This is a genomic window from Pseudomonas sp. R2-7-07 (genome assembly GCF_003852355.1).
Classification (GTDB): Bacteria; Pseudomonadota; Gammaproteobacteria; order Pseudomonadales; family Pseudomonadaceae; genus Aquipseudomonas.
Genome location: NZ_CP027759.1, coordinates 702692 through 726036, shown reverse-complemented (window position 1 = coordinate 726036; position 23345 = coordinate 702692). Strand labels below are relative to the sequence as shown.

22 protein-coding genes are annotated in these 23345 nt (G+C 62.0%); 17 read left to right on the top strand and 5 right to left on the bottom strand.

All coding sequences use genetic code 11. From position 1 onward, the window contains the following. Window positions 1-64: 64 nt before the first annotated feature. The 13 genes from C4J86_RS03030 (at window position 65) to ureC (ending at window position 13932) form a co-directional block, all read left to right on the top strand. Window positions 65-2125 (top strand): TonB-dependent copper receptor, encoded by a 2061-nt coding sequence (locus C4J86_RS03030; RefSeq protein WP_124369421.1) that lies wholly within the window; start codon window positions 65-67, stop codon window positions 2123-2125. Between the two features lie 141 nt (window positions 2126-2266). Beyond that, entirely contained in the window at window positions 2267-3628 is a 1362-nt protein-coding gene (locus C4J86_RS03025) for a PepSY domain-containing protein (RefSeq protein ID WP_124369420.1), read from the top strand. A 219-nt stretch (window positions 3629-3847) separates the two neighbouring features. Next, on the top strand, window positions 3848-5113 hold the full coding sequence (urtA, locus tag C4J86_RS03020) for an urea ABC transporter substrate-binding protein (protein ID WP_124365666.1): 1266 nt from the start codon (window positions 3848-3850) through the stop codon (window positions 5111-5113). Window positions 5114-5249: 136 nt separating this feature from the next. Beyond that, window positions 5250-6752, top strand: a complete 1503-nt coding sequence (gene urtB / locus C4J86_RS03015; protein ID WP_124369419.1) for an urea ABC transporter permease subunit UrtB — start codon at window positions 5250-5252, stop codon at window positions 6750-6752. Continuing rightward, a complete protein-coding gene (gene urtC, locus C4J86_RS03010) occupies window positions 6752-7819 on the top strand; it encodes an urea ABC transporter permease subunit UrtC (RefSeq protein ID WP_124369418.1) in 1068 nt (355 codons plus the stop codon). Before urtB ends, urtC begins: the two co-directional genes overlap by 1 nt. Further along, the gene (urtD, locus tag C4J86_RS03005; RefSeq protein WP_164484508.1) at window positions 7816-8649 is read left to right on the top strand and encodes an urea ABC transporter ATP-binding protein UrtD; all 834 of its coding nucleotides are present in this window, start codon (window positions 7816-7818) and stop codon (window positions 8647-8649) included. The genes urtC and urtD overlap by 4 nt, the downstream gene beginning before the upstream one ends. 77 nt (window positions 8650-8726) lie before the next feature. Beyond that, window positions 8727-9425: an urea ABC transporter ATP-binding subunit UrtE gene (gene urtE / locus C4J86_RS03000; protein ID WP_124361070.1), complete on the top strand. Its 699-nt coding sequence runs from the start codon at window positions 8727-8729 to the stop codon at window positions 9423-9425. A gap of 31 nt (window positions 9426-9456) precedes the next feature. Beyond that, entirely contained in the window at window positions 9457-10296 is an 840-nt protein-coding gene (locus C4J86_RS02995; RefSeq protein WP_124369417.1) for an urease accessory protein UreD, read from the top strand. 145 nt (window positions 10297-10441) lie between these two features. Further along, window positions 10442-10744, top strand: a complete 303-nt coding sequence (ureA, locus tag C4J86_RS02990) for an urease subunit gamma (RefSeq protein ID WP_003171437.1) — start codon at window positions 10442-10444, stop codon at window positions 10742-10744. Window positions 10745-10753: 9 nt separating this feature from the next. After that, the gene (locus C4J86_RS02985; RefSeq protein ID WP_124369416.1) at window positions 10754-11266 is read left to right on the top strand and encodes a GNAT family N-acetyltransferase; all 513 of its coding nucleotides are present in this window, start codon (window positions 10754-10756) and stop codon (window positions 11264-11266) included. 5 nt (window positions 11267-11271) lie between these two features. Continuing rightward, window positions 11272-11805 carry a GNAT family N-acetyltransferase gene (locus C4J86_RS02980; protein ID WP_124369415.1) on the top strand — a complete coding sequence of 178 codons (534 nt, stop codon included), beginning with the start codon at window positions 11272-11274 and terminating at the stop codon, window positions 11803-11805. Then, window positions 11802-12110: an urease subunit beta gene (locus C4J86_RS02975; protein WP_124361066.1), complete on the top strand. Its 309-nt coding sequence runs from the start codon at window positions 11802-11804 to the stop codon at window positions 12108-12110. The genes C4J86_RS02980 and C4J86_RS02975 overlap by 4 nt, the downstream gene beginning before the upstream one ends. A gap of 121 nt (window positions 12111-12231) precedes the next feature. Continuing rightward, window positions 12232-13932 (top strand): urease subunit alpha, encoded by a 1701-nt coding sequence (ureC, locus tag C4J86_RS02970; RefSeq protein ID WP_124369414.1) that lies wholly within the window; start codon window positions 12232-12234, stop codon window positions 13930-13932. A 113-nt stretch (window positions 13933-14045) separates the two neighbouring features. Here ureC and C4J86_RS02965 read toward each other — a convergent pair whose 3' ends face one another. Beyond that, a complete protein-coding gene (locus C4J86_RS02965; protein ID WP_124369413.1) occupies window positions 14046-14984 on the bottom strand; it encodes a DnaJ C-terminal domain-containing protein in 939 nt (312 codons plus the stop codon). A 236-nt stretch (window positions 14985-15220) separates the two neighbouring features. Here C4J86_RS02965 and C4J86_RS02960 point away from each other — a divergent pair, with 236 nt between their 5' ends. After that, window positions 15221-16489 carry an Hsp70 family protein gene (locus tag C4J86_RS02960; RefSeq protein ID WP_124365657.1) on the top strand — a complete coding sequence of 423 codons (1269 nt, stop codon included), beginning with the start codon at window positions 15221-15223 and terminating at the stop codon, window positions 16487-16489. Window positions 16490-16613: 124 nt separating this feature from the next. Here C4J86_RS02960 and C4J86_RS02955 read toward each other — a convergent pair whose 3' ends face one another. Together C4J86_RS02955 and C4J86_RS02950 are read right to left on the bottom strand one after the other, a co-directional pair. Then, window positions 16614-17627, bottom strand: coding sequence for an AI-2E family transporter (locus C4J86_RS02955; protein WP_124361062.1), 1014 nt, complete (start codon window positions 17625-17627; stop codon window positions 16614-16616). 191 nt (window positions 17628-17818) lie between these two features. Then, complete coding sequence (locus C4J86_RS02950; protein WP_124369412.1) at window positions 17819-18118, bottom strand: PsiF family protein; 300 nt, start codon at window positions 18116-18118, stop codon at window positions 17819-17821. A 236-nt stretch (window positions 18119-18354) separates the two neighbouring features. Between C4J86_RS02950 and C4J86_RS02945 the strand changes: the two genes are divergently transcribed. After that, window positions 18355-18885, top strand: coding sequence for a bacterioferritin (locus C4J86_RS02945; protein WP_124365656.1), 531 nt, complete (start codon window positions 18355-18357; stop codon window positions 18883-18885). A gap of 133 nt (window positions 18886-19018) precedes the next feature. Here the strand turns inward: C4J86_RS02945 and C4J86_RS02940 are convergent, their stop codons facing one another. Continuing rightward, complete coding sequence (locus C4J86_RS02940; protein ID WP_124369411.1) at window positions 19019-21085, bottom strand: AsmA family protein; 2067 nt, start codon at window positions 21083-21085, stop codon at window positions 19019-19021. 357 nt (window positions 21086-21442) lie between these two features. Between C4J86_RS02940 and C4J86_RS02935 the strand changes: the two genes are divergently transcribed. Continuing rightward, entirely contained in the window at window positions 21443-21814 is a 372-nt protein-coding gene (locus tag C4J86_RS02935) for a hypothetical protein (RefSeq protein ID WP_124361058.1), read from the top strand. 151 nt (window positions 21815-21965) lie between these two features. Beyond that, a complete protein-coding gene (locus tag C4J86_RS02930; protein ID WP_057702615.1) occupies window positions 21966-22598 on the top strand; it encodes a TetR family transcriptional regulator in 633 nt (210 codons plus the stop codon). Window positions 22599-22602: 4 nt separating this feature from the next. Here C4J86_RS02930 and C4J86_RS02925 read toward each other — a convergent pair whose 3' ends face one another. After that, window positions 22603-23100 (bottom strand): C40 family peptidase, encoded by a 498-nt coding sequence (locus C4J86_RS02925; RefSeq protein WP_124361056.1) that lies wholly within the window; start codon window positions 23098-23100, stop codon window positions 22603-22605. Between the last annotated feature and the right edge of the window lie 245 nt (window positions 23101-23345).

Sequence of the window (23345 nt, the reverse complement as noted above, 5' to 3'; positions counted from 1 at the left end):
GACTTTAAACAGACAGCCGCAGGCTGCTGGCCGTGTCGTTTACGATTGATTGATGGAATTTTTCATGTCCAGGTTTTCTGCCGACACCCGTTTGGGGGTTGCCCCTGCTTTTGCCGTACTGTGCGGCGCACTGCTTGCTCCGCAGGCCCACGCGGAGGAACACGAATTGAGCCCCACGGTGATCACCGCGATCGCCCCCAGCTCGCCACTCACCGTGGTCACCAACCCGAAAGACCCACGCCAGCCAGTGCCCGCCAGCGATGGTGGCGACTACCTCAAGACCATCCCCGGCTTCGCCCTGGTACGCAACGGCGGCACCAATGGCGACCCGGTGCTGCGCGGCATGTTCGGCTCGCGCCTGAATATCCTCACCAACGGCGGCATGATGCTCGGTGCCTGCCCAGGCCGGATGGATGCGCCCACCTCGTACATCTCACCGGAAACCTACGACAAGCTCACCGTGATCAAGGGCCCGCAAACCGTGCTGTGGGGCCCCGGTGCATCAGCCGGCACCGTGCTGTTCGAGCGTGAGCCGGAACACTTCGGCGAGCTGGGCACGCGGCTCAACGCCAGCGTATTGGCCGGTTCCAACGGCCGTTTCGACAAGGTCATCGATGCCGCTGCCGGCGGGCCGCTGGGCTATGTGCGGGTGATCGGCAACCAGGCCCATGCCGACGATTACAAGGACGGCAACAACGACACGGTCGCGTCGCGCTATGACAAATGGAACGGCGACGTCGCTGTCGGCTTCACCCCCGACGCGGATACGCTGCTCGAGCTCACCGCCGGCCGTGGCGATGGCGAGGCACGTTACGCCGGGCGCGGTATGGACGGGTCGCAGTTCCTGCGCGAAAGCCTGGGGCTGCGCTTCGAGAAGTCCAACCTCGGCGAGGTGCTGGATAAGCTTGAGGCCCAGGTCTACTACAACTACGCCGACCACGTGATGGACAACTACAGCCTGCGCGTACCGTCCGGCACCGGCATGATGGCCGGGCCCATGGCCTCCAACGTCGACCGCCGCACCCTCGGTGCAAGGGTCAAGGCCACCTGGCGCTGGGCCGATGTGCAGTTGATCGGCGGCCTGGATGCGCAGACCAACGAACACCGCGCGCGCAGCAGCATGGGCGTCGACACCTACAAGGACCTGCCGCGCGACAAGGACGCCAACTTCCACAACTACGGCGTATTTGGCGAGCTGACCTGGTACGCCGCCGACCGCGACCGCCTGATCACCGGCGCACGCCTGGACCGCGCCTCGGCCAAGGACTTTCGCCAACGCACGGGCTCGGGAATGATGTCGCGCCCTAACCCGACCGCCGGCGACACCCGCGCCGATACCTTGCCGTCAGGCTTTGTGCGCTACGAGCACGACCTGGCGGACACCCCCACCACGCTGTATGCCGGCGTGGGCCACGCCGAACGCTTCCCGGATTACTGGGAGCTGTTTTCCCCCAATACCGGCGCGCTCGGCTCGGCCAATGCCTTTGACGGCGTAAAGCCCGAGAAGACCACCCAGCTGGATGTCGGCGCGCAATACAAAACCGCCGACCTGCAAGCGTGGGCCTCGGCTTACGTCGGCCAGGTACGCGACTTCATCCTGTTCGACTACCGGCCCGGCATGATGGGCACCACCTCCCAGGCGCGCAATGTCGACGCGCGCATCATGGGCGGTGAACTGGGTGCGGCCTACACACTGACGCAACACTGGAAAGCCGACGCCAGCCTCGCCTACGCCTGGGGCAAGAACAGCAGCGACGGCAAGGCACTACCACAGATGCCGCCGCTGGATGCGCGCCTGGGCCTGACCTACAGCGAAGCTGACTGGAGCGCCGGGGCCTTGTGGCGCGTGGTCGCGGCGCAAAACCGTATCGACCCGAACAAGGGCAATGTGGTCGGCAAGGACTTCGACAAGAGCGGCGGCTTTGGTGTGTTCTCACTGAACGCGGCGTACCGCATCAATAAAAACTTCAAGGTCAGTACCGGTGTCGACAATCTGTTCGGCAAGGCTTATGCCGAGCATTTGAACCTGGCGGGGAATGCCGGGTTCGGTTACCCGGCCAGCGACCCGCAAGCCATCAAGGAGCCGGGGCGCACTCTCTGGACCAAGGTGGACATGAGCTTCTAAAAGCATCGGGGGCAAGCCCCCTCCCACATTGGATAGGGTTCACAAATTGAACCTTGTGAACGCAGTGAAGTGTGGGAGGGGGCTTGCCCCCGATGGCGGTGTAACTGACACAAAAAAATCTAAGGCCTTGCGGAGCACCCGATGAGCACTAAAACAGTTTCCTTCTACAACCTGGCCTGGCGCTGGCACTTCTACGCCGGGCTCTTCGTCGCCCCCGTCATGGTGCTGCTGGCCCTGACCGGCATCATCTACCTGTTCAAACCCCAGCTCGATCCCCTGATGTACGGCGACCTGCTCAAAGTGCCCGCCGCCGCGCAGGCACTGAGCGCCGACGCGCAACTGCAACGGGCCAAGGCCGCTTACCCTCAGGCCGCGATCAGCAAATACCTGCCGCCCGCCGACGCCACCAGCAGCGCGCAGTTCGTGATGCAACACCAAGGCCGCGAAATCACTGTATTCGTTGACCCGTATCGCGGCACCGTGCTCGGTGAGCAGGACGCCAAGAACAACCTGCAAGCCATCGCCCGCGCCCTGCATGGCGAGCTGATGATCGGCACCACGGGTGACCGCCTGATTGAACTCGCTGCCGGTTGGGGCGTGATGCTGGTGGTGTCCGGCCTGTACCTGTGGTGGCCGCGCGGTCAGTCATCGGCGGGCGTGTTATGGCCACGCCTGGGCAGCCGAGGCCGGTTGTTCTGGCGCGACCTGCACGCCGTCGCCGGTTTCTGGGGCGCGGCATTTCTGCTGGTGATGCTGCTCAGCGGCATGACCTGGACAGGGTTCTGGGGCAAGCAATACGCCGACCTGTGGAACACCTTCCCGGCGGCGATGTGGAACAACGTGCCGCAATCAGACCAGCAGGCACGCACGCTCAATTCCGCCAGCCAGCAGACCGTGCCCTGGGCCATGGAAAACACGCCGATGCCGATGTCCGGCGATCACGCCGAACACATGAACCACGGGGCCATGCATGCAGGCCCCGCCGCGCCCAGCGTCAGCCTGCAACAGGTGGTCGACCTGGCCACGGCGCGCCAGGTCCAGCCCGGCTACAGCATCACCTTCCCCACCACGGCCACGGGCGTGTTCACGGTCGCGGTGTTCGCCGACGACCCACGCAACGACGCCACGCTGCATGTGGACCAGTACACCGGCAAGGTGCTCGCCGACGTGCGCTGGGCAGATTACAACGGCGTCGCACGCGCCACCGAAACCGGCGTGATGCTGCACGAAGGCAAGATGTTCGGCTGGGTCAACCAACTGATCGTGCTGGTGATCTGCCTGATGATCCTGCTCAGCGCGGTGAGTGGCGTGGTGATCTGGTGGAAGCGTCGGCCGCAGGGTGGGCTGGGTGTGCCGCCCCTGCGTCATGATTTGCCCAGATGGAAAACTGCCATGGCGATCATGCTCGGCCTGGCAATCATTTTCCCGTTGGTGGGCGCTTCGCTGATCGTCGTGTGGGTGCTGGACCGCCTGCTCTTGTCACGGATCAGCGTCACCGCGTAGTACCGGGTTGCGCACTGCCGGCACGGCCTGTTGCGCAACGCCCTGTTTTGAAGCTTGCCGTGCACTGCGCAACGGAATGTGGCGCCATGCTGGTGCGCCACTGTGCCGAGGCGCCTCCCGAACCCGCCTGTAATCCTGTGCCTCGCGTAGCAGGCACAGCCCTTGCAAAGTCGTGTGTATCTGCCCAACAAAAACTATCGGTTTTACGGAGATCGCACCATGAAGCGTCGCAGCTTGATCAAGGCTTTCACTTTGTCGGCATCCATTGCCGCCATGGGCATGACCTGGACCCTCCAGGCCGCCGAGACCATCAAGGTCGGCATCCTGCACTCGTTGTCCGGGACCATGGCGATCTCCGAAACCTCGCTCAAGGACATGGCGCTGATGACCATCGACGAGATCAACGCCAAGGGCGGTGTGAACGGCAAGATGCTTGAGCCGGTGGTGGTCGACCCCGCGTCCAACTGGCCGCTGTTCGCCGAGAAAGGCCGCCAGTTGCTGACCCAGGACAAGGTCGCCGTGGTGTTCGGTTGCTGGACCTCGGTGTCGCGCAAATCGGTCTTGCCGGTGTTCGAAGAGCTCAATGGCCTGTTGTTCTACCCGGTGCAATACGAAGGCGAAGAAATGTCGCCCAATGTGTTCTACACCGGCGCGGCGCCGAACCAGCAGGCGATCCCGGCGGTGGAGTACCTCATGAGCGAAGAAGGCGGCGGCGCCAAGCGGTTCTTCCTGCTGGGCACCGACTATGTGTACCCGCGCACCACCAACAAGATCCTGCGCTCGTTCCTGCATTCCAAAGGCGTGGCGGACAAAGACATCGAAGAGGTCTACACCCCGTTCGGCCACAGCGACTACCAGACCATCGTCGCCAACATCAAGAAGTTCTCCGCTGGCGGCAAGACCGCAGTGATTTCCACCGTGAACGGCGACTCCAACGTGCCGTTCTATAAGGAACTGGCCAACCAAGGCCTGAAGGCGACCGATGTACCGGTGGTGGCGTTCTCCGTGGGTGAAGAGGAGCTGCGCGGCATCGACACCAAGCCACTGGTGGGCAACCTCGCGGCCTGGAACTACTTCCAGTCGGTGGAGAACCCGGTGAACCAGAAGTTCGTGGCCGACTGGAAAGCCTACGCCAAGAAACACAACCTGCCAGGCGCAGACAAGGCCGTGACCAACGACCCGATGGAAGCCACCTACGTCGGCATCCACATGTGGGCGCAGGCGGCGGAAAAGGCCAAGTCCACCGACGTCGACAAAGTGCGTGAAGCCCTGGCCGGCCAGACCTTCGCCGCACCGTCCGGCTTCACCCTGACCATGGACAAGACCAACCACCACCTGCACAAGCCAGTGATGATCGGCGAAATCCAGGCCGACGGGCAGTTCTCGGTGGTGTGGCAGACCAATGAACCGATCCGCGCACAACCGTGGAGCCCTTACATTCCGGGCAATGACAAAAAGCCCGACTACGCCGTGAAGAGCAACTAAGCCCCACCACAGGCCAAATGTGGGAGGGGGCTTGCCCCCGATAGCGGAGTGTCAGGCCTATATTCATCAATTGACACCCTGCAATCGGGGGCAAGCCCCCTCCCACACTGTCCGCGCATGATCAGGACATTTTGTTATGCCTACTGCCCTGCACCGCTATTTATTCGCACTGCTGCTGTTGCTGCCTTTGGCCGCACACGCCAGCGACGCCGAAGACTTCATCAACGCCAACCCGGCGCAGCAAGCCAAGCTCCTTCAGGACTGGGCCGCCCAGCCAGACCCGGCGCGCATCGAACTGGTGGACGCCCTGCAACAAGGCCAACTCACCGTCAACGGTGAAACTAAGACCGTACGCCTGAACAACCGCCTGCGCGGCCTGATCGATAACGTACAGGCCAGCCAGCAATTGCTCGCGGCTGACCCCAAGGTGCGCCTCGCTGCCGCGCAAACCCTGCAAAAAGCTGCCGTGCCGGCCCAACTGAAATTCCTCGACCAACAGCTCGCCGCCGAGCCCGATGAGCAAGTGCACAGCGCCCTCAGCCTGGCCCTGGCCAACCTGCAATTGGTCGACAGCGACCCGGTGGTGCGTCTGGCCGCCGTGCGCTTGCTCGGCAGCACGGGCGATCCGCTGGCCCGCACTCGCCTCGAAGCCTTGCTCGCGCCCGGCGTCGAAACCGATGCCACCGTGCACACCGCCGCCGAAACCAGCCTGGCCCAGGTCAAACGCAAATTGATGGTCGGGGAGATCCTCGGCCAAGCCTTCAGCGGCATGTCGCTGGGCTCGATTCTGCTGCTCGCGGCCCTGGGCCTGGCGATCACCTTCGGCCTGCTCGGCGTGATCAATATGGCCCACGGCGAAATGCTGATGCTCGGCGCCTATTCCACCTATGTCGTGCAGTTGCTGATGCAGCGCTACGTGCCCCAGGCCATCGAGTTCTACCCGCTGATCGCGCTGCCGGTGGCGTTTTTTGTCACTGCCGCCATCGGCATGGCCCTGGAGCGTACGGTGATTCGTCACCTGTATGGCCGCCCGCTGGAAACCCTGCTCGCCACCTGGGGCATCAGCCTGATGCTGATCCAACTGGTGCGGTTGGTGTTCGGCGCACAGAACGTCGAAGTGTCCAACCCCGCCTGGCTCTCCGGGGGCGTTCAGGTACTGCCCAACCTGGTGCTGCCGTACAACCGCTTGGTGATCATTGCCTTTGCGCTGTTCGTGGTGGTGCTGACCTGGCTGTTGCTGAACAAGACGCGCCTGGGTCTCAACGTGCGCGCCGTCACCCAGAACCGCAACATGGCCGCCTGCTGCGGTGTGCCGACCGGGCGGGTAGACATGCTCGCCTTTGGCTTGGGGTCCGGCATCGCCGGGCTGGGCGGCGTCGCCCTGAGCCAGGTCGGCAACGTCGGCCCGGACCTGGGCCAGAGCTACATCATCGACTCGTTCCTGGTGGTGGTGCTTGGCGGTGTGGGCCAGCTTGCCGGCAGCGTCACGGCGGCCTTCGGCCTGGGCATCGCCAACAAGATTCTTGAACCGCAGATCGGCGCCGTGCTCGGCAAGATCCTGATCCTCGCGCTGATCATTCTGTTTATCCAGAAACGCCCGCAAGGACTCTTCGCACTGAAAGGACGGGTGATCGACTGATGAACCAGCCATTGATGCTTACGGCCGCACAGAAAGCCGGCCCCAGGGTGACGATTACCGTCGGCGCGATCCTGCTCGCGGTGCTGCTGACCCTGCCGTTGCTGTCGCTGTTGCCGGCGGAAAACGCCTTTCATATCTCCGCCTACACCTTGACGCTGGTGGGCAAGATCCTCTGCTATGCCATCGTCGCCCTGGCGCTCGACCTGGTGTGGGGCTACGCCGGGATGTTGTCCCTGGGCCACGGTTTGTTCTTCGCCCTGGGTGGTTATGCGATGGGCATGTACCTGATGCGCCAGGCGTCCGGCGATGCGTTGCCAGCGTTCATGACCTTCTTGTCGTGGACTGAATTGCCCTGGTACTGGGCGGGCACCCAACACTTCTGGTGGGCGCTGTGCCTGGTGGTGCTGGCGCCGGGGTTGCTGGCCCTGGTGTTCGGCTTCTTCGCCTTCCGCTCGCGGATCAAGGGCGTGTATTTCTCGATCATGACCCAGGCCCTGACCTTTGCCGGGATGCTGCTGTTCTTTCGCAACGAGACCGGGTTCGGCGGCAACAACGGCTTTACCAATTTCCGCAGCATCTTGGGCTTCGGCATCACCGAGCCGGGCACGCGGGCGGTGTTGTTCGTGGCCACGGTGCTGCTGCTGGTGACGAGCCTGTACCTCGGTTGGCGCCTGGCCCAGAGCAAGTTCGGCCGGGTGCTCACCGCCTTGCGTGATGCGGAAAACCGTCTGATGTTCTGCGGCTATGACCCGCGCGGCTTCAAGCTGTTCGTGTGGGTATTGAGCGCAGTGTTGTGCGGCTTGGCGGGGGCGTTGTATGTGCCGCAAGTGGGCATCATCAACCCCAGCGAAATGTCGCCGACCAACTCCATCGAAGCCGCCGTGTGGGTGGCGCTCGGCGGGCGTGGCACCTTGATCGGCCCGTTGCTCGGCGCCGGCGTGGTCAATGGCATGAAGAGCTGGTTCACCGTGGCCTTTCCGGAATACTGGCTGTTCTTCCTCGGGGCGTTGTTCATTCTCGTCACCCTGTACCTGCCCAAGGGCGTTATCGGCCTGCTGAAGAAATGAGGAACGTCATGCTTGAACCTATTTTCGACGCGGGCAGCGGCCGCGAGGCCATCGGTATCGGCCAGGCTGCGGGCAAGGGCCTGAACACCCGCCACGGCACCATCCTGACCCTGGAAGACATCAGCGTCAGCTTCGATGGCTTCAAGGCCTTGAACGACCTCAACCTCTACATCGGCGTCGGCGAGCTGCGCTGCATCATCGGCCCCAACGGCGCAGGCAAGACCACGCTGATGGATGTGATCACCGGCAAGACCCGGCCCAGCCACGGCAAGGCCTGGTTCGGCGAAACCCTGGACCTGACCGGCATGAGCGAAGTGCAGATCGCCCAGGCGGGTATCGGCCGCAAGTTCCAGAAACCCACGGTGTTCGAAGCCCTCACGGTGTTCGAAAACCTCGAGCTGGCGCAGAAGACCGACAAGTCCGTCTGGGCCAGCCTGCGCGCGCGCTTGAGCGGCGAGCAAAAAGACCGCATCGATGAGGTGCTCGACACCATCCGCCTCACGGCCTCGGCACAGCGCCCGGCCGGGTTGCTGTCCCACGGGCAGAAGCAGTTCCTGGAAATCGGCATGCTGCTGATGCAGGACCCGCAACTGTTGCTGCTGGACGAACCGGTGGCGGGCATGACCGATGCCGAAACCGAATTCACCGCCGAACTGTTCAAGGGCCTGGCGGGCAAGCATTCGTTGATGGTGGTGGAGCACGACATGGGCTTTGTCGGCTCGATTGCCGACCACGTCACCGTGTTGCACCAGGGCAGCGTGCTGGCGGAAGGGTCGCTGGAACAGGTGCAGGAAAATGAGCGGGTGATCGAGGTCTACCTCGGTCGCTAAGGTGGTTGATCGTTCCCACGCTCCGCGTGGGAATGCCGCCCTGGACGCTCCGCGTCGTTTCATTAGGAGGTTTGAGAATGCTGCAAGTCGACAAGCTGCACCAGTACTACGGCGGTAGCCATATCCTGCGCGGCCTGTCGTTTGACGTGCAGATCGGCGAAGTCACCTGCCTGCTCGGGCGTAATGGCGTGGGCAAGACCACCCTGCTCAAGTGCCTGATGGGCCTGCTGCCGGCCAAGGAAGGCGCGGTGACGTGGGAGGGCAAGCCGATCACCGGCTTCAAGCCGCATCAGCGCGTACACGCTGGCATTGCCTACGTGCCCCAGGGCCGAGAAATTTTCGGCCGGCTCACGGTGGAAGAAAACCTGCTGATGGGCCTTTCGCGCTTCCCCGGTGCCCAAGCCAAGGAAGTGCCGGCCTTTATCTACGAGCTGTTCCCGGTGTTGCTGCAGATGAAGCACCGGCGCGGAGGGGATTTGTCCGGCGGCCAGCAGCAACAGTTGGCCATCGGCCGCGCCTTGGCGAGTCGCCCGCGGTTGTTGATTCTCGATGAGCCCACCGAAGGCATTCAGCCCTCGGTGATCAAGGAAATCGGCGCGGTGATCAAGAAACTCGCGGCACGCGGTGACATGGCGATTCTCTTGGTGGAGCAGTTCTACGACTTTGCCGCTGAACTGGCCGACCAGTACCTGGTGATGTCCCGCGGCGAAATCGTGCAGCAGGGCCGGGGTGAAAATATGCAAAGCGAAGGTGTACGCGGGCTGGTAACCATCTAATCTGTAGCGTCCTGACGATAAGCACAAAACCATGAACCTGCCCGTTACCCCTGCCCTGTTCACCCCCAGCTGGCGCGCCGAGCTGGAACTCGGCTATGCGCGTTTCGGCGACACCACACGCCCGGTGCTGCGCCGCCACCTCGGCCCGCTGCGCGTGCAAAAACACCTGTACGCCGAAGGCCCCGAGGTGTGCCAGCACATCATCGTGCACCCGCCGGGCGGCATTGCCGGCGGTGATCGCCTTGATATCAGCGCGCAGGTTGCCCAAGGCGCCTGGGCGCAATTGACCAGCCCCGGCGCGGCCAAGTGGTACCGCGCCAGCGGCCCGGCGTTTCAGCAGTTGAATTTGCGCGTGGAGGCCGGCGCGACCCTGGAATGGCTGCCCCAGGAAACCATCGTATTCAGCGCCGCCCAGGCCGAACTGAGCACGCGCATCGAACTGCACGGCGATGCGCGCTTGTTCTACTGGGACGTGGTCGCCCTCGGGCGACCGGCCAGCGGCGAGCGGTTCGACCTCGGCCACTTTCAATCGCACCTTGATATCCGCCGCGACGGCCAGTTGCTCTGGCATGAGCGCCAGCGCATTGTGGGCGCCGACGGGCTGCTGGACTCGCCTATCGGGCTGGATGGGCAACCGGTGTTTGCCACGTTGCTGGTGACCGGTGAAATCGATGCTCAATTGCTCGAACACTGCCGCTCACTGCCCCACGCGGTGCGCGGCGATTTGACCCAACTGCCCGGTTTGCTGGTTGCGCGCTGCCTGGCCAGCGAAGCGCTGCTGGCGCGGGGATGGTTGATTGAATTATGGAAACTGTTGCGCCCCGCTGTACTCGGCCGCGAAGCAGTCGCACCAAGAATCTGGAGCACATGAAGATCAAAATGTGGGAGGGGGCTTGCTCCCGATAGCGGTGGGTCAGTAGCAGATGCATTGCCTGACACTCAGCTATCGGGAGCAAGCCCCCTCCCACACTTGATCTGCATTGTATTTATGAATGTATTTCACGACGGACTCAACCATGGATTTGACCCCACGGGAAAAAGACAAACTGTTGATCTTCACCGCCGGCCTGGTAGCCGAACGCCGCCTGGCGCGTGGGGTGAAGCTCAACTACCCGGAAACCATCGCCTATATTTCCGCCGCGCTGATGGAAGGCGCCCGCGATGGCCGCACTGTGGCCGACCTGATGCACTACGGCACGACCCTGCTCAGCCGTGAGCAAGTGATGGAAGGCATTCCGGAAATGATCCCGGACATCCAGGTGGAAGCCACCTTCCCGGACGGCACCAAGCTGGTCACTGTCCATCAACCCATTGCGTGAGGCGCGGCAATGATTCGTGATGCAACCGAGCAAGACCTGCCGGCAATCCGCGATATCTACAACGACGCGGTGTTGAACACCACGGCGATCTGGAACGAACGGCCGGTCGACCTGGCTAACCGCCAAGCGTGGTTCAGCGCCCGCCAGGCCCAGGGCTATCCGATCCTGGTGGCGATGGAAAACGCCGAAGTCACCGGCTACGCCTCGTTCGGCGACTGGCGGCCCTTCGAAGGCTTTCGCTACAGCGTCGAGCACTCGGTGTACGTGCGCAACGACCAGCGCGGCAAGGGCCTCGGCCCGCGCTTGCTGCAGGCCCTGATCGAACGCGCGCGCAGCGGCGGCAAACAGGTAATGGTGGCGGCCATCGAAAGCGGCAATCTGGCCTCGATCCACCTGCATGAACGCCTGGGTTTCATCACCACCGGGCAGATGCCGCAAGTGGGTATCAAGTTCGGCCGCTGGCTCGACCTGACCTTTATGCAACTGGCCTTGAACCCGGGCGCCGAACCGCCCAAGGAGTGAGATCGATGAGCGCTGCGCAACTGCGTCGAGTCAATGCTGAAAGCTTTGCCCATTACCGCCTCGGCTTGATCGAGCTGTTGCTGGACGCGGTCCGACATGGCGCCTCGGTGGGCTTCATGGCCGACTTCGATGAGACCCAGGCCCGCGCCTACCTGACCGGTGTGCAAGCCGGCATCGAAGACGCCAGCCTGTTGCTGTGGGTGGTGGTGCGCGATGAACAGGTGGTCGCCAGCGTGCAGTTGGCGCTGTGCCAGAAAGCCAACGGCCTGAACCGTGCCGAGGTGCAAAAGCTGCTGGTGCACAGCCGTGCGCGGCGCCACGGCCTGGGGCAGCAATTGATGAATGCCCTGGAACTCGCCGCACGCCAGCACAAGCGCGGCTTGCTCTACCTCGACACCGAAGCCGGCTCCGACGCCGAGGCCTTCTACCAGTCGTTGCGCTACACCAAGGTCGGCGAATTGCCCGACTACTGCCAAAGCCCGGACGGGCGCTACAGCCCGACCGCCATCTACTTCAAGACCCTGGGGCAACCTGCATGATTCCTGGCGAATTCCAGATCCAGCCTGGCGAGATCGAACTGAACGTGGGCCGGCGCACCATCAGCCTGAGCGTGGCCAACAGTGGCGACCGGCCGATTCAGGTGGGCTCGCATTATCATTTTTTCGAGACCAATGATGCGCTGACCTTCGACCGCGCCGCGAGCCGTGGCATGCGCCTGAATATTCCGGCGGGCACGGCGGTGCGGTTTGAGCCGGGGCAGAGTCGGGAGGTCGAGCTGGTGGACTTGAGCGGTGGGCGCCGGGTGTTTGGGTTTGCCGGTCGGATCATGGGCGACCTCGACTGATCGTTCCCACGCTCCGCGTGGAAACGCCGCCATGGACGCTCCGCGTCCGCTCTTAACATCGTGACGCAGAGCGTCACAGGATGCATTCCCACGCAGAGCGTGGGAACGATCGAGGACACAGATGAAGATTTCCAAACAAGCCTACGCCGACATGTACGGCCCCACCGTTGGCGACAAGGTCCGCCTGGCCGACACCGAGCTGTTCGTCGAAGTCGAGCAGGACTTCACCGTGTATGGCGAAGAAGTGAAATTCGGCGGTGGCAAGGTGATCCGTGACGGTCAGGGCCAAAGCCAGTTGCTCGCCCATGAAGTGGTCGACACCCTGATCACCAACGCGCTGATCATCGACCACTGGGGCATCGTCAAGGCCGACGTGGGTCTCAAGAACGGCCGCATCCACGCCATTGGCAAAGCCGGCAATCCCGACATCCAGCCCGGCGTGACCATGGCCATCGGCGCCAGCACCGAAGTGATCGCCGGCGAAGGCATGATCCTCACCGCCGGCGGTATCGACTCCCATGTGCATTTCATCTGCCCGCAGCAGATCGAAGAGGCGCTGACCAGTGGCGTCACCACCATGATCGGCGGCGGCACGGGACCTGCCACCGGCACCAACGCGACCACCTGCACCTCAGGGCCTTGGCACCTGGCGCGCATGCTGCAGGCCAGTGATTCGTTCCCGATGAACATCGGTTTTACCGGCAAGGGCAACGCAAGCCTGCCCGAGCCGTTGATCGAACAGGTCAAGGCCGGCGCCATTGGCTTGAAGCTGCACGAAGACTGGGGCACCACGCCCGCCAGCATCGATAACTGCCTGAGCGTCGCCGATGAATACGACGTGCAGGTGGCAATCCACAGCGACACCCTCAACGAATCCGGCTTCGTCGAAACCACCCTCGCCGCGCTCAAGGGCCGCACCATTCACACCTACCACACCGAAGGGGCCGGTGGCGGGCATGCACCGGACATCATCAAGGCCTGCGGCTTGCCGAACGTGCTGCCCAGCTCCACCAACCCGACGCGGCCGTTCACCCGCAACACCATCGACGAACACCTGGACATGTTGATGGTCTGCCATCACCTGGACCCGAGCATCGCCGAAGACGTGGCCTTCGCCGAAAGCCGCATCCGCCGCGAGACCATTGCCGCCGAAGATATCCTGCACGACCTCGGCGCGTTTTCGATGATCAGTTCCGACAGCCAGGCCATGGGCCGCGTCGGCGAAGTGATCACCCGCACCTGGCAGACCGCCGACAAGATGAAAAAACAGCGCGGCGCCCTGCCCGGTGACGGCCCGGGCAACGACAACTTTCGCGCCAAGCGCTATATCGCCAAGTACACCATCAACCCGGCGATCACCCATGGCATCAGCCATATCGTCGGCTCCATCGAAGTGGGCAAATGGGCCGATCTGGTGCTGTGGCGCCCGGCGTTCTTCGGGATCAAGCCCACGCTGATCCTCAAGGGCGGCGCGATTGCCTCCAGCCTGATGGGCGATGCCAACGCTTCGATTCCCACACCGCAGCCGGTGCACTACCGGCCGATGTTCGCCAGCTTCGGCAGCTCACTGCATGCCACCAGCCTGACCTTTATCAGCCAGGCGGCACAGGCGGCCGGCCTGCCCGAGGCCCTGGGTTTGAAAAAGCAGATTGCGGTGGTCAAGGGCTGTCGCGAGGTGCAGAAGAGCGACCTGATCCATAACGATTACCTGCCGGATATCGAGGTGGACCCGCAGACGTATCAGGTCAAGGCCGATGGTGTATTGCTGTGGTGTGAACCGGCTGAAGTACTGCCGATGGCGCAGCGGTATTTCCTGTTCTGACTCAGCCCTGTGGCGAGGGAGCTTGCTCCCGCTGGGTCGCGGAGCGGCCCCAAAATCCTGGGAGCGCTTCGCACTCCAGCGGGAGCACGCTCCCTCGCCACGGGTACAGTGCCTTAGAACTGCTCGCGCGGATTGAAGTTGGCTTTCTTGGCCAGCTCCTGCCACAACGCTCTCACCTCGTCATTGCCTGCCGGCGGCATCACCGCCTTGAGCTGCACGAACAGGAAACCACGCTGGCCAGCCTTGTTCAGCAACCCGTGGCCCTTGGCGCGCATGCGCTGGCCGTTCTGGCTGCCGGCGGGCACCTTGAGGTTGATCTTGCCGGTCAGCGTAGGCACCGGGACTTCCGTGCCCAGCGCCAATTCCCACGGCGCCAGCGGCAGGTTGATCACCAGGTTTTCGCCATCCACTTCAAACTTGGCATGCGGCGCGAACTTGATGATCAGGTACAGATCACCGTTGGCACCGCCGCCAATTCCGGGCGCGCCCTGGGCCTTGAGGCGGATGCGTTCACCGTCGGCCACACCGGCCGGGATCTTCACGTTCAGGCTCTTGACCGTATTGCTCACGTGCCGGCCCGAAGCATCGTACTGAGGCACCTGGAAGCTGATCTGCTTGGACTCGGTGGACAGCGTCTCCTCAAGGGACACCGACAGCTGCATCTCCACGTCCTGGCCCTTGCGCCCGGCAGGGCGGCGCTGGCCGCCGCCGAACCCGTCACTGCGCGAGCCGAAGATCGAGCTGAAGAAGTCCGAGAAATCCTCAGTGCCCGCGCCACCGCCAAAACCGCCACGGCTCTGCCAGCCAGGTGGCCCCTGGAACGGCTGACCGTGCTGGCCATATTTGCGCAGCTCGTCGTACTCGGCACGCTTGTCAGCGCTCTTGAGGGCTTCATAGGCTTCAGACGCGTCCTTGAACTTGGCTTCGGCGTCTTTTTCCTTGCTGACGTCCGGGTGATATTTGCGCGCGAGCTTGCGATAGGCGGCTTTGATTTCCTTGTCGTCGGCGCTCGGCTCGACACCCAGAATCTTGTAGTAGTCTTTGAAATCCATCGGTGGTTCACCATCCTTAAACGAGATCGCACAGCCCGGACACAAGGTGCGCTAGTTTGCACGTGTTGAGTCTTGCGGCCTGGGGTGCGTCGGAGTTTTACAGGCACTTGCCGTATGCACCAGATGTGGGGGCGAATCGCGCGCTTTCAAGCGCTATTTAACGGATGGTCGGCCTACGCATCCGGCGTCGACTGGCATACACTGCGCGGCCGTTTTGCAACCGGAACCCGATCGACATGAAAAACCCATCCCCAGCCCGTGCCTGCGGCATCGACTTCGGCACGTCCAACTCCACCGTCGGCTGGATCCGCCCCGGCGAGGAGACGCTTATCGCGCTGGAGGACGACAAGATCACCCTGCCGTCAGTGGTGTTCTTCAACTTCGAGGAACGCCGCCCGGTGTACGGTCGCCTGGCGCTGCATGAATACCTGGAGAACTACGAAGGACGCTTGATGCGCTCGCTCAAGAGCCTGCTGGGTTCCAAGCTGATCAAGCACGACACCAGCGTATTGGGCACGGCAATGCCGTTCACCGACCTGCTGGCGCTGTTCATCGGCCAGCTCAAGAGCCGCGCCGAAGCCACCGCCGGCCGCGAGTTCGAAGAAGTGGTGCTGGGGCGCCCGGTGTTTTTCGTCGATGACGACCCGATGGCCGACCAGGAAGCGGAAAACACCCTGGTCGACGTGGCCCGCAAGATCGGCTTCAAGGACATCTCGTTCCAGTACGAACCGATTGCCGCCGCGTTCGACTACGAGTCGACCATCGAAAAAGAAGAGCTGGTGCTGATCGTCGACATCGGCGGCGGTACCTCCGACTTCTCCCTGGTGCGCCTGTCACCGGACCGTCGTCACAACGACAACCGCCAGAGCGACATCCTCGCCACCGGTGGCGTGCACATCGGCGGTACCGACTTCGACAAGCAGCTCAGCCTGCAAGGCATGATGCCGCTGTTCGGCTACGGCAGCCGCATGAAAAGCGGCGCCTACATGCCGACCAGCCACCACATGAACCTGGCCACCTGGCACACCATCAACTCGGTGTACTCGCAGAAATCCCAGCTGGCCCTGAGCAGCATGCGCTACGACATCGAAGACACCGGCGGCATCGACCGCCTGTTCAAGCTGATCGAACAGCGTGCCGGGCACTGGCTGGCGATGGAAGTGGAAGAGACCAAGATCCAGCTGACCCATGAAGACAGCCGCCTGGTGTTGCTGGACAGGGTTGAGCCTGGCTTGAGCGTGGAACTGAGCCGCAACCTGTTTGAATCGGCCATCGATGGCCTGCTCGAGCGCGTGCGTAACAGCGTGACCCAACTGCTCAACGACGCCTCGGTGGATGTGGCCCAGGTGGACACGGTGTTCTTCACCGGTGGTTCCAGCGGGATCCCGGCACTGCGCCACAGCATCTCGGCGATGCTGCCGAATGCGCGGCATGTGGAAGGCAATATCTTTGGCAGTATTGGCAGTGGGTTGGCGATTGAGGCCAGCAAACGTTACGGCAACTGAGTTGTAACTTGAATCTGCGGCGCCCCCATCGGGAGCAAGCCCCCTCCCACCTTTGATTTGTGAACACGGTCAAAATGTGGGAGGGGGCTTGCCCCCGATGAGGCCCGCCCAGGCAACACAAAACCTAAACCATCCCACCGAGCTTCAGCTCACTCTTCAGATACGCATAATAAATCGGCCCCGCCACCACACCCGGCAAGCCGAACGCGGCCTCGAACACCAACATCGCCAGCAGCAACTCCCACGACTTGGCACTGATCTGCCCACCGACGATGCGTGCGTTGAGGAAGTACTCGACCTTGTGGATCACGATCAGATACCCCAGCGCCGCCACCGCGACCCAGATCGACAGCGACAACGCGACAATCGTGATCAGGGTGTTGGACATCAGGTTGCCGATCACCGGCAGCAGGCCGAGCAGGAAGGTCAGCACGATCAGGGTTTTGGTCAGCGGCAGGTGAATGCCGCACAGCGGCAGCACCACGGCGAGGAACACGGCGGTGAAGGCGGTGTTGAGCGCGGCGATCTTGATCTGGGCGAAGACGATGTTGCGAAACGCCTGGACCAACAGGTGCAGGCGGTCGAACAACGCGGCGGCCAGGGGTTTGCGCTTGGTCAGGTCGGGCACGCGCTGCAGGGCGATGATCGCGCCGAGCACCATGCCAATCAGCAAGGTGACGAACATGTGGGCCGCGTCTTTGCCGACCAGTTGCAGTTCGCTCAGGTGTTTGCTCAGCCAGTCGCCGATGGCCACGCGGAATTCGGCGGCGCTGGCGGGCAGATAGGCATCGATGGACGGCGGTAACTGGCCGCGTGCGCGGTCGACCACGTGCATGAATTTATCCAGCGAGGCGCCGGGGTTTTCCGCTTCGTGCAGCAGGAAGCTGATCGCGCCGGCGAAGATCAGCGTGAGCACGCTGACGATCAAGGTGCCAAGCAAGGCTACCGCCAGCCAGCGCGCACGCCGCCCTTCGATCAGCCGCTGCAGCTGGGGCGTAAGCATGTTGACCAGCTCATAGACCAACAGGCCAGCCAGCAGGCTGGGCAGCAGTTTCAGCGGCAGCACCAGCAGCAACCCGCCGAAAATGATGATGTAGCTGGACAGCAACAACACATGACGCTGAGAAAACGTTGGCATACAGCCTCAAAACGAACGGCGTTAAAGGATGGGCAGTCTGCCAGCCTTGCGGGAATCAAGCGAGGGGGTCGGTTGTGAATGCGATCAAGTGTGGGCGGCGGTGAATCAGCCTATGAATCGGTTGACTGACATTGCGCTATCGGGGGCAAGCCCCCTCCCACATTTGATCAGCAGCGCCTGCACAATTGTGATTAACCCTTGAGGCAAGTACTCATGAAGGTTTTACGCGCATCCCCGGCCAACGCCTTGGTTTTCGCCGACGCGTTGCAATCCTTCATCTTCTGCTGCTGTGGGGTCAGGGTCTTGGCGTCATTGGCCGCCGGGGCCGACAGGCAGGTCTTCATGAAGGCCTTGCGCTCGTCGCCCTTGAGGGTCTTGGTAGAGGCTTCGGCATTGCAGGTGGTCATTTTGTTTTGCTGGGCGGTGGCGGCAAAACCTTGGGAACATAGCAGCAGGCTCATCATGATCAACGGAATACGCAGCATCTTCATGGAGTTTTCTCCCGGTTACCGTGCCGAAGGGCGCGGCCTACAGCGCAGTGTAGTCAAAACTCGTTACAACTTCACCGGCCATGGATATTCCAGTCGCCGCGATGCCAGTACATGGAGTGCTCATGACACATCCGGTTAAATCCGATAAAACTTTTCGCCCTTTGCGCGACTCACAACCTGGAGCGATCACGCCGGCAGAGCGTGGCGTAAAACCGGATTAGCCCCAGGAGATTGAGATGACTGAAGCACACTTGACTGACGTTGCGACCCTGCGCAGCCGCGCCCGCCAGAACGTCGAAAACGGTGCCGTGACCGAAGGCTATAACGCCGACCGCGAAGAAATCATCCGCCTGCTCAACGAAGCGCTGGCCACAGAGCTGGTCTGCGTGTTGCGCTACAAGCGTCATTACTTCATGGCCAGCGGCCTGAAAGCCAGCGTCGCCGCCGACGAGTTCCTGGAGCACGCTACCCAGGAAGCCGAACACGCCGACAAACTCGCCGAACGCATCGTGCAACTGGGCGGCGAGCCGGAGTTCAACCCCGACCTGTTGTCGAAGAATTCCCACGCCCAATACGTGGCGGGCAATTCGCTGAAGGAAATGGTCTACGAAGACTTGGTGGCCGAGCGCATCGCGGTGGACAGCTATCGCGAGATCATTCAGTACATCGGCGATAAAGACCCGACTACCCGTCGCATCTTCGAAGAGATCCTGGCCCAGGAAGAAGAACACGCCGATGACATGGCGGATATTCTGCAGGGTCTGTAACCCGTAACACCGCAATACCACTGTGGGAGGGGGCTTGCCCCGATGGCAGGGTCTCAGTCAAAGATTGATTGGCTGATACACCGCAATCGGGAGCAAGCCCCCTCCCACATTTGGTTTCAGGTGCAGTCCGTTATTACTTCACGGTTTTCGGCGCCTTGCCTTCTCGCATCTGTTGCAACAACGGCGCGCATGCATTCGGCTCGCCGCCACTTGGGGCGACCAGTGCGAGCAACCCGGCAGCCGGGCCGGCGATCACACCCAGGGCGACCATGCCCGCGCCGCGCAGCGCCAGGGGGATGGCTTTCACCCCGGCATTGGGCTTGATGAACGGCCCGTTCACATACAACGGCGAGCGCAGGGAGAACAGACGAAAGCCCTTGGACTCCGGCGTGATGGTCAAGTCCAACTGCTCGGTCGCCATATTCGCTGTGCCATCGACATAGATGATCGCGTTCTCGGTATCGAACACAAACAACCGCGTTGTCGCCAAACCGGTCTTGATGCCGAAGTCCGCCGCCGCGCAGTTGATCTTCACTTCCTTGTCGCCAAACAGGCGCCCCACCACGTAGTTGCCCACGTTAAGGCCAGCGATTTCCATCAGGCCACGGCTGATGGCGCCGTCGTTGATCAGCATCTTCAAATCACCGTTGGCCGTGCCCAGCAGCGCCGCCACGGAGTTGCCGCGCCCGGCAATATCGGCGTCGCCGTTGAGTTCACCAAAGCTGGTTTTCATCGGTTCAAAGGTCGGGAACAGCTGTTTGAGCTTGAAGTTACGCGCCGTGAGTTTCGCGCGGCCTTCCATCGGCGTGGTGCGCCCGTTCAAGCGGATCTGCGCATCGAGCTTGCCGCCGGCCACGCCGAAGCGCAGGGGCTCGAGGCTCAGCTCACCATCGTTGAGCACCAGGTGCGTATAGAGGTCGGTGAAAGGCAGGTCCGCGCTGTGCACAATGCGTTTGCCGGTGAATTCCACGTCGGCATCCATCTCGCGCCAGCGCTCGGTGCGGAACTCTTCAACCGGTAGCACTTTGGTGGCCGGTTGTTTGCTTTCGCCGCCACGGGCTTTCTGCTTGGCGTTGGAGTCGGCGCCGATCAAGGGTGCCAGGTCATCCATCAGCAGTTGGTTGGACACCAGCGCGCCGCTGAGCTTGGGCCGTGGCTGGCTGGCAACGTAGGCGAGGTTGCCGTGGATGTCGCTGTTGCCGATCTTGCCGTTGAAGTTTTCATAACGAAATGAAGCGCCGCTGGCTTCGTGCAGCTTGGCGATCAAATGACCGTCGGTTGAGTACGCTGGCGAATCGGGCAATGTCACGCCAGTCAACGGGTAGAGGTTGCCGAGGCTGCTGCCCGACAGCTTCAGGCGCAGGTCCAGGGCGCCGAGGTTGAGCGGGTCGGTCAGGGTGCCGGCCAAGGCGATGCTGGTGTCGGCGATCCTGACCTGGGCCTGCAGCGGGAACGGCTTGGCCGCGTCCTGCAAGGCGAGCAACCCGCCGATCTTGCCGGTGCCGGCGAGCGCCTGGCCATGGTATTGGCCTTTGACCTTGAGGCCGAACGCATAGTCCTGCGGCGCCGAGCCTTTCTCCAAGACCTTTTTGGCATCGGCGTCACCGACGATTTCACCGAAGGGAATCGGTTTGCCCAGCGGGTCGATGATCACATCGAGGCGGGTCTTGAGGGTCTGGTCGTCGAGGGTGACGTGGCCCTTGTCGAAGCCGATGGCGCCGATGTCCACCACCCAGCTGGAAGGCTCGGCGTCGGGGTCCTTGGGGTCGAACTTGAAGGTCCAGTTGGCCCGGCCGTCCGCCAGGCGCTGCAGGTCGGCGCTCGGTTCGGTGAGGTCGATACGCGGGATCACCACACGTTGTGCCAGCAAGGCCAATGGCGAAATACGCAACTCGACTTTCTTCAGCGTGACCATCTGCGGCTGCTTGGACCAGTCGGGGTTGCCCAGGCTCAGGTCTTCGGCAATCACATGGGGCCACGGCACCCATGCGCGCCAGCCGCCTTCGTCGGGCTCACGCTGCCACACCACCGCCAAGTTGCCATTGATGGCGAACGGGCGGTGCAACTCTTCGGAGACCTTGGCATTGAGGGGGGGCTTGATGCGGTTCCAGTCGAAGAACACCAGGACCAATACCGCGATGGCAATCAACAGAACGAAGCTGGCGCAGCTCCAAGCGACAATTTTTCGAGTGCGCGTCATTGCACAGGGCTCCTGAATACGACTGGCTGGGCAACAGCCTTTGACACAGCTTATAGGACTACGACTGGCAAAGTGCCTGGGGGTTTAACGCAACGGCCGATTTAGCCGAAAAAACCGATTTTCCTGATCAATCCGACAAGGTTGATCATCAACGACGCACCATTGTTACCCAGGTTCGTGTCGAAAATACCCACCCCGGTGCAAAACCGCGTGCTTGAGAGGCGCGTTCTAGAGCCTCCCGTGGGAACAATCAATTCTGTTGATTATTACCATTGTCTTTATGAACTTTTATATCGACTTATCAAGAGTAGCATTAGCCCTGTACCCACTTTATCGCCCTCCCAAGGAGCAACCCTCATGAAACGCCAAGTACTCGCTACCGTCCTGTTATCCATCCTGGCTTCCAGTGCCTTTGCCCTGCCAGCCGCCGAACAGGCCACCCCACAGAACAAAGCCCAAGCCGTGCAGTCCAGCCAGACCCTGGCGCGCAGCGGTTCGCAAGAAGACGAAAATCGTGATTACGCTAAAGGCGCTGTCGCTGAAAACGGTTCGGAACAGGCCAACAAACGCGCCTACACCGAAGGCCTGACCGAAGGTGGCAACGACCGCCTGCAAGAAAAAGGTCTGGTAGAAGGCGGCGCTGAACAAGCCAATGATCGCGCCTACACCCAAGGTCTTGCCGAAGGCGGTGCCGACCGTCTGGAAGAACTGCATCAAGCACAGAGCTAAGCCCATGGTGGCCCAGAAAAAAGCCCGGTCTGTCGATCGGGCTTTCGCTTTTATATAGACCGCGTCACGTCTCGCCCCCGCCAAGTTCGACGCCGGCAAAGCGGTTTTGCTAGAGTGCGTCGCTGTACTCGCCGACAAAGCCCATCCGCTCATGCTGCCCCGCGCCGAACAGAAGCAACAGACCCGCCTCGCCTTGATGGACGCTGCCCGCCATCTGATGGAGTGTGGCCGTGGGTTTGGCAGCCTGAGCCTGCGCGAAGTGGCCAAGACAGCGGGTATCGTGCCTACCGGGTTCTATCGCCATTTCGCCGACATGGACGAGCTTGGGCTCGTATTGGTCAGTGAAGTCGGCCAGACCTTCCGCGCCACGATTCGCCTGGTGCGCCACAACGAATTCGTGATGGGCGGGATCATCGATGCGTCTGTGCGGATCTTTCTCGATGTGGTCTCGGCCAACCGTTCCCAGTTCCTGTTCCTGGCCCGCGAACAATATGGCGGTTGCCTGGCAGTGCGCCAGGCCATCGGCGCCCTGCGCGAAGACATCACCCGCGACCTGGCGGCCGACCTCACGCTGATGCCCAAGCTGCAACACCTGGATGCCGAAGGTTTGCACGTAATGGCCGACCTCATCGTCAAAAGCGTGTTCGCCACCCTGCCCGACATCATCGACCCACCCGCCCACGCGTTGCCTGCCCATCTCACGCCCCAGGCGAAGATCACCCAGCAATTGCGCTTCATCTTTATCGGCCTCAAGCATTGGCAAGGCCTGGGCAGTACCGAGTAATGCCTCAGCCGGCCGTATGAAAGCGCTTGGCCGTGGTGTAGTTCTTGCTCCAATAGGTATTGCTCAACGAATCGATACGCACATTTTTGCCGGTACGCGGTGAATGGATGAATTTGCCTTCGCCGATATACAGCCCGACGTGACTCACCCGCCCCTGCCCGTTGCCTTTGAAAAAGACCGCGTCGCCCGGCTTCAACGCAGTGCGCTTGATGGTCGCGGCGGTGGAACGGTGCATCGCAGCCGTGGTGCGCGGAAGCTGAATATTCGCTTCGGTCTTGAACAGATAGACCAGGAAACTGCTGCAATCGAACCCTTGCTCGGTAGACGTACCGCCCCACTTGTAGGGTGTGCCGAGCAATTGATGGGCCCGGTCGATCACATCGTCGACCGAGGACGATGCGGGCTTGGAAACAAAGGTGGGCGGCTGTTGAAGAGTGGCCGAGGCTGATGAGATAAGGCACGACAGGCTGACAATGACGGAACAGATAAGTGACTTGAACATGATGAACATCGCAGTGAATTAAACACGGCGCGAATCTTAAACAACCCCCGTGTAACTCCACGAAGGCCGATTCCCGTAGCCTTGTGGGAGAAATCCTTAAAAACGCCACGAAGAATTGGATGAAAGAAGTTTCATGCAACACACGGCCGTTCACCACGCAAAATGCCCTTTTCAGGTGCTAAAACCCGCTTAAGCGCACCAAATTGCAACACAGATGCACTCAGCGAGTGCCCTGCCTTGTGGCG

Bases quoted from the DNA above. Each gene is read 5' to 3' on its own strand.
- C4J86_RS03030 (WP_124369421.1), top strand. From the start codon at position 65: ATGTCCAGGTTTTCTGCCGACACCCGTTTGGGGGTTGCCCCTGCTTTT.
- C4J86_RS03025 (WP_124369420.1), top strand. From the start codon at position 2,267: ATGAGCACTAAAACAGTTTCCTTCTACAACCTGGCCTGGCGCTGGCAC.
- urtA (WP_124365666.1), top strand. From the start codon at position 3,848: ATGAAGCGTCGCAGCTTGATCAAGGCTTTCACTTTGTCGGCATCCATT.
- urtB (WP_124369419.1), top strand. From the start codon at position 5,250: ATGCCTACTGCCCTGCACCGCTATTTATTCGCACTGCTGCTGTTGCTG.
- urtC (WP_124369418.1), top strand. From the start codon at position 6,752: ATGAACCAGCCATTGATGCTTACGGCCGCACAGAAAGCCGGCCCCAGG.
- urtD (WP_164484508.1), top strand. From the start codon at position 7,816: ATGAGGAACGTCATGCTTGAACCTATTTTCGACGCGGGCAGCGGCCGC.
- urtE (WP_124361070.1), top strand. From the start codon at position 8,727: ATGCTGCAAGTCGACAAGCTGCACCAGTACTACGGCGGTAGCCATATC.
- C4J86_RS02995 (WP_124369417.1), top strand. From the start codon at position 9,457: ATGAACCTGCCCGTTACCCCTGCCCTGTTCACCCCCAGCTGGCGCGCC.
- ureA (WP_003171437.1), top strand. From the start codon at position 10,442: ATGGATTTGACCCCACGGGAAAAAGACAAACTGTTGATCTTCACCGCC.
- C4J86_RS02985 (WP_124369416.1), top strand. From the start codon at position 10,754: ATGATTCGTGATGCAACCGAGCAAGACCTGCCGGCAATCCGCGATATC.
- C4J86_RS02980 (WP_124369415.1), top strand. From the start codon at position 11,272: ATGAGCGCTGCGCAACTGCGTCGAGTCAATGCTGAAAGCTTTGCCCAT.
- C4J86_RS02975 (WP_124361066.1), top strand. From the start codon at position 11,802: ATGATTCCTGGCGAATTCCAGATCCAGCCTGGCGAGATCGAACTGAAC.
- ureC (WP_124369414.1), top strand. From the start codon at position 12,232: ATGAAGATTTCCAAACAAGCCTACGCCGACATGTACGGCCCCACCGTT.
- C4J86_RS02965 (WP_124369413.1), bottom strand. From the start codon at position 14,984: ATGGATTTCAAAGACTACTACAAGATTCTGGGTGTCGAGCCGAGCGCC.
- C4J86_RS02960 (WP_124365657.1), top strand. From the start codon at position 15,221: ATGAAAAACCCATCCCCAGCCCGTGCCTGCGGCATCGACTTCGGCACG.
- C4J86_RS02955 (WP_124361062.1), bottom strand. From the start codon at position 17,627: ATGCCAACGTTTTCTCAGCGTCATGTGTTGTTGCTGTCCAGCTACATC.
- C4J86_RS02950 (WP_124369412.1), bottom strand. From the start codon at position 18,118: ATGAAGATGCTGCGTATTCCGTTGATCATGATGAGCCTGCTGCTATGT.
- C4J86_RS02945 (WP_124365656.1), top strand. From the start codon at position 18,355: ATGACTGAAGCACACTTGACTGACGTTGCGACCCTGCGCAGCCGCGCC.
- C4J86_RS02940 (WP_124369411.1), bottom strand. From the start codon at position 21,085: ATGACGCGCACTCGAAAAATTGTCGCTTGGAGCTGCGCCAGCTTCGTT.
- C4J86_RS02935 (WP_124361058.1), top strand. From the start codon at position 21,443: ATGAAACGCCAAGTACTCGCTACCGTCCTGTTATCCATCCTGGCTTCC.
- C4J86_RS02930 (WP_057702615.1), top strand. From the start codon at position 21,966: ATGCTGCCCCGCGCCGAACAGAAGCAACAGACCCGCCTCGCCTTGATG.
- C4J86_RS02925 (WP_124361056.1), bottom strand. From the start codon at position 23,100: ATGTTCAAGTCACTTATCTGTTCCGTCATTGTCAGCCTGTCGTGCCTT.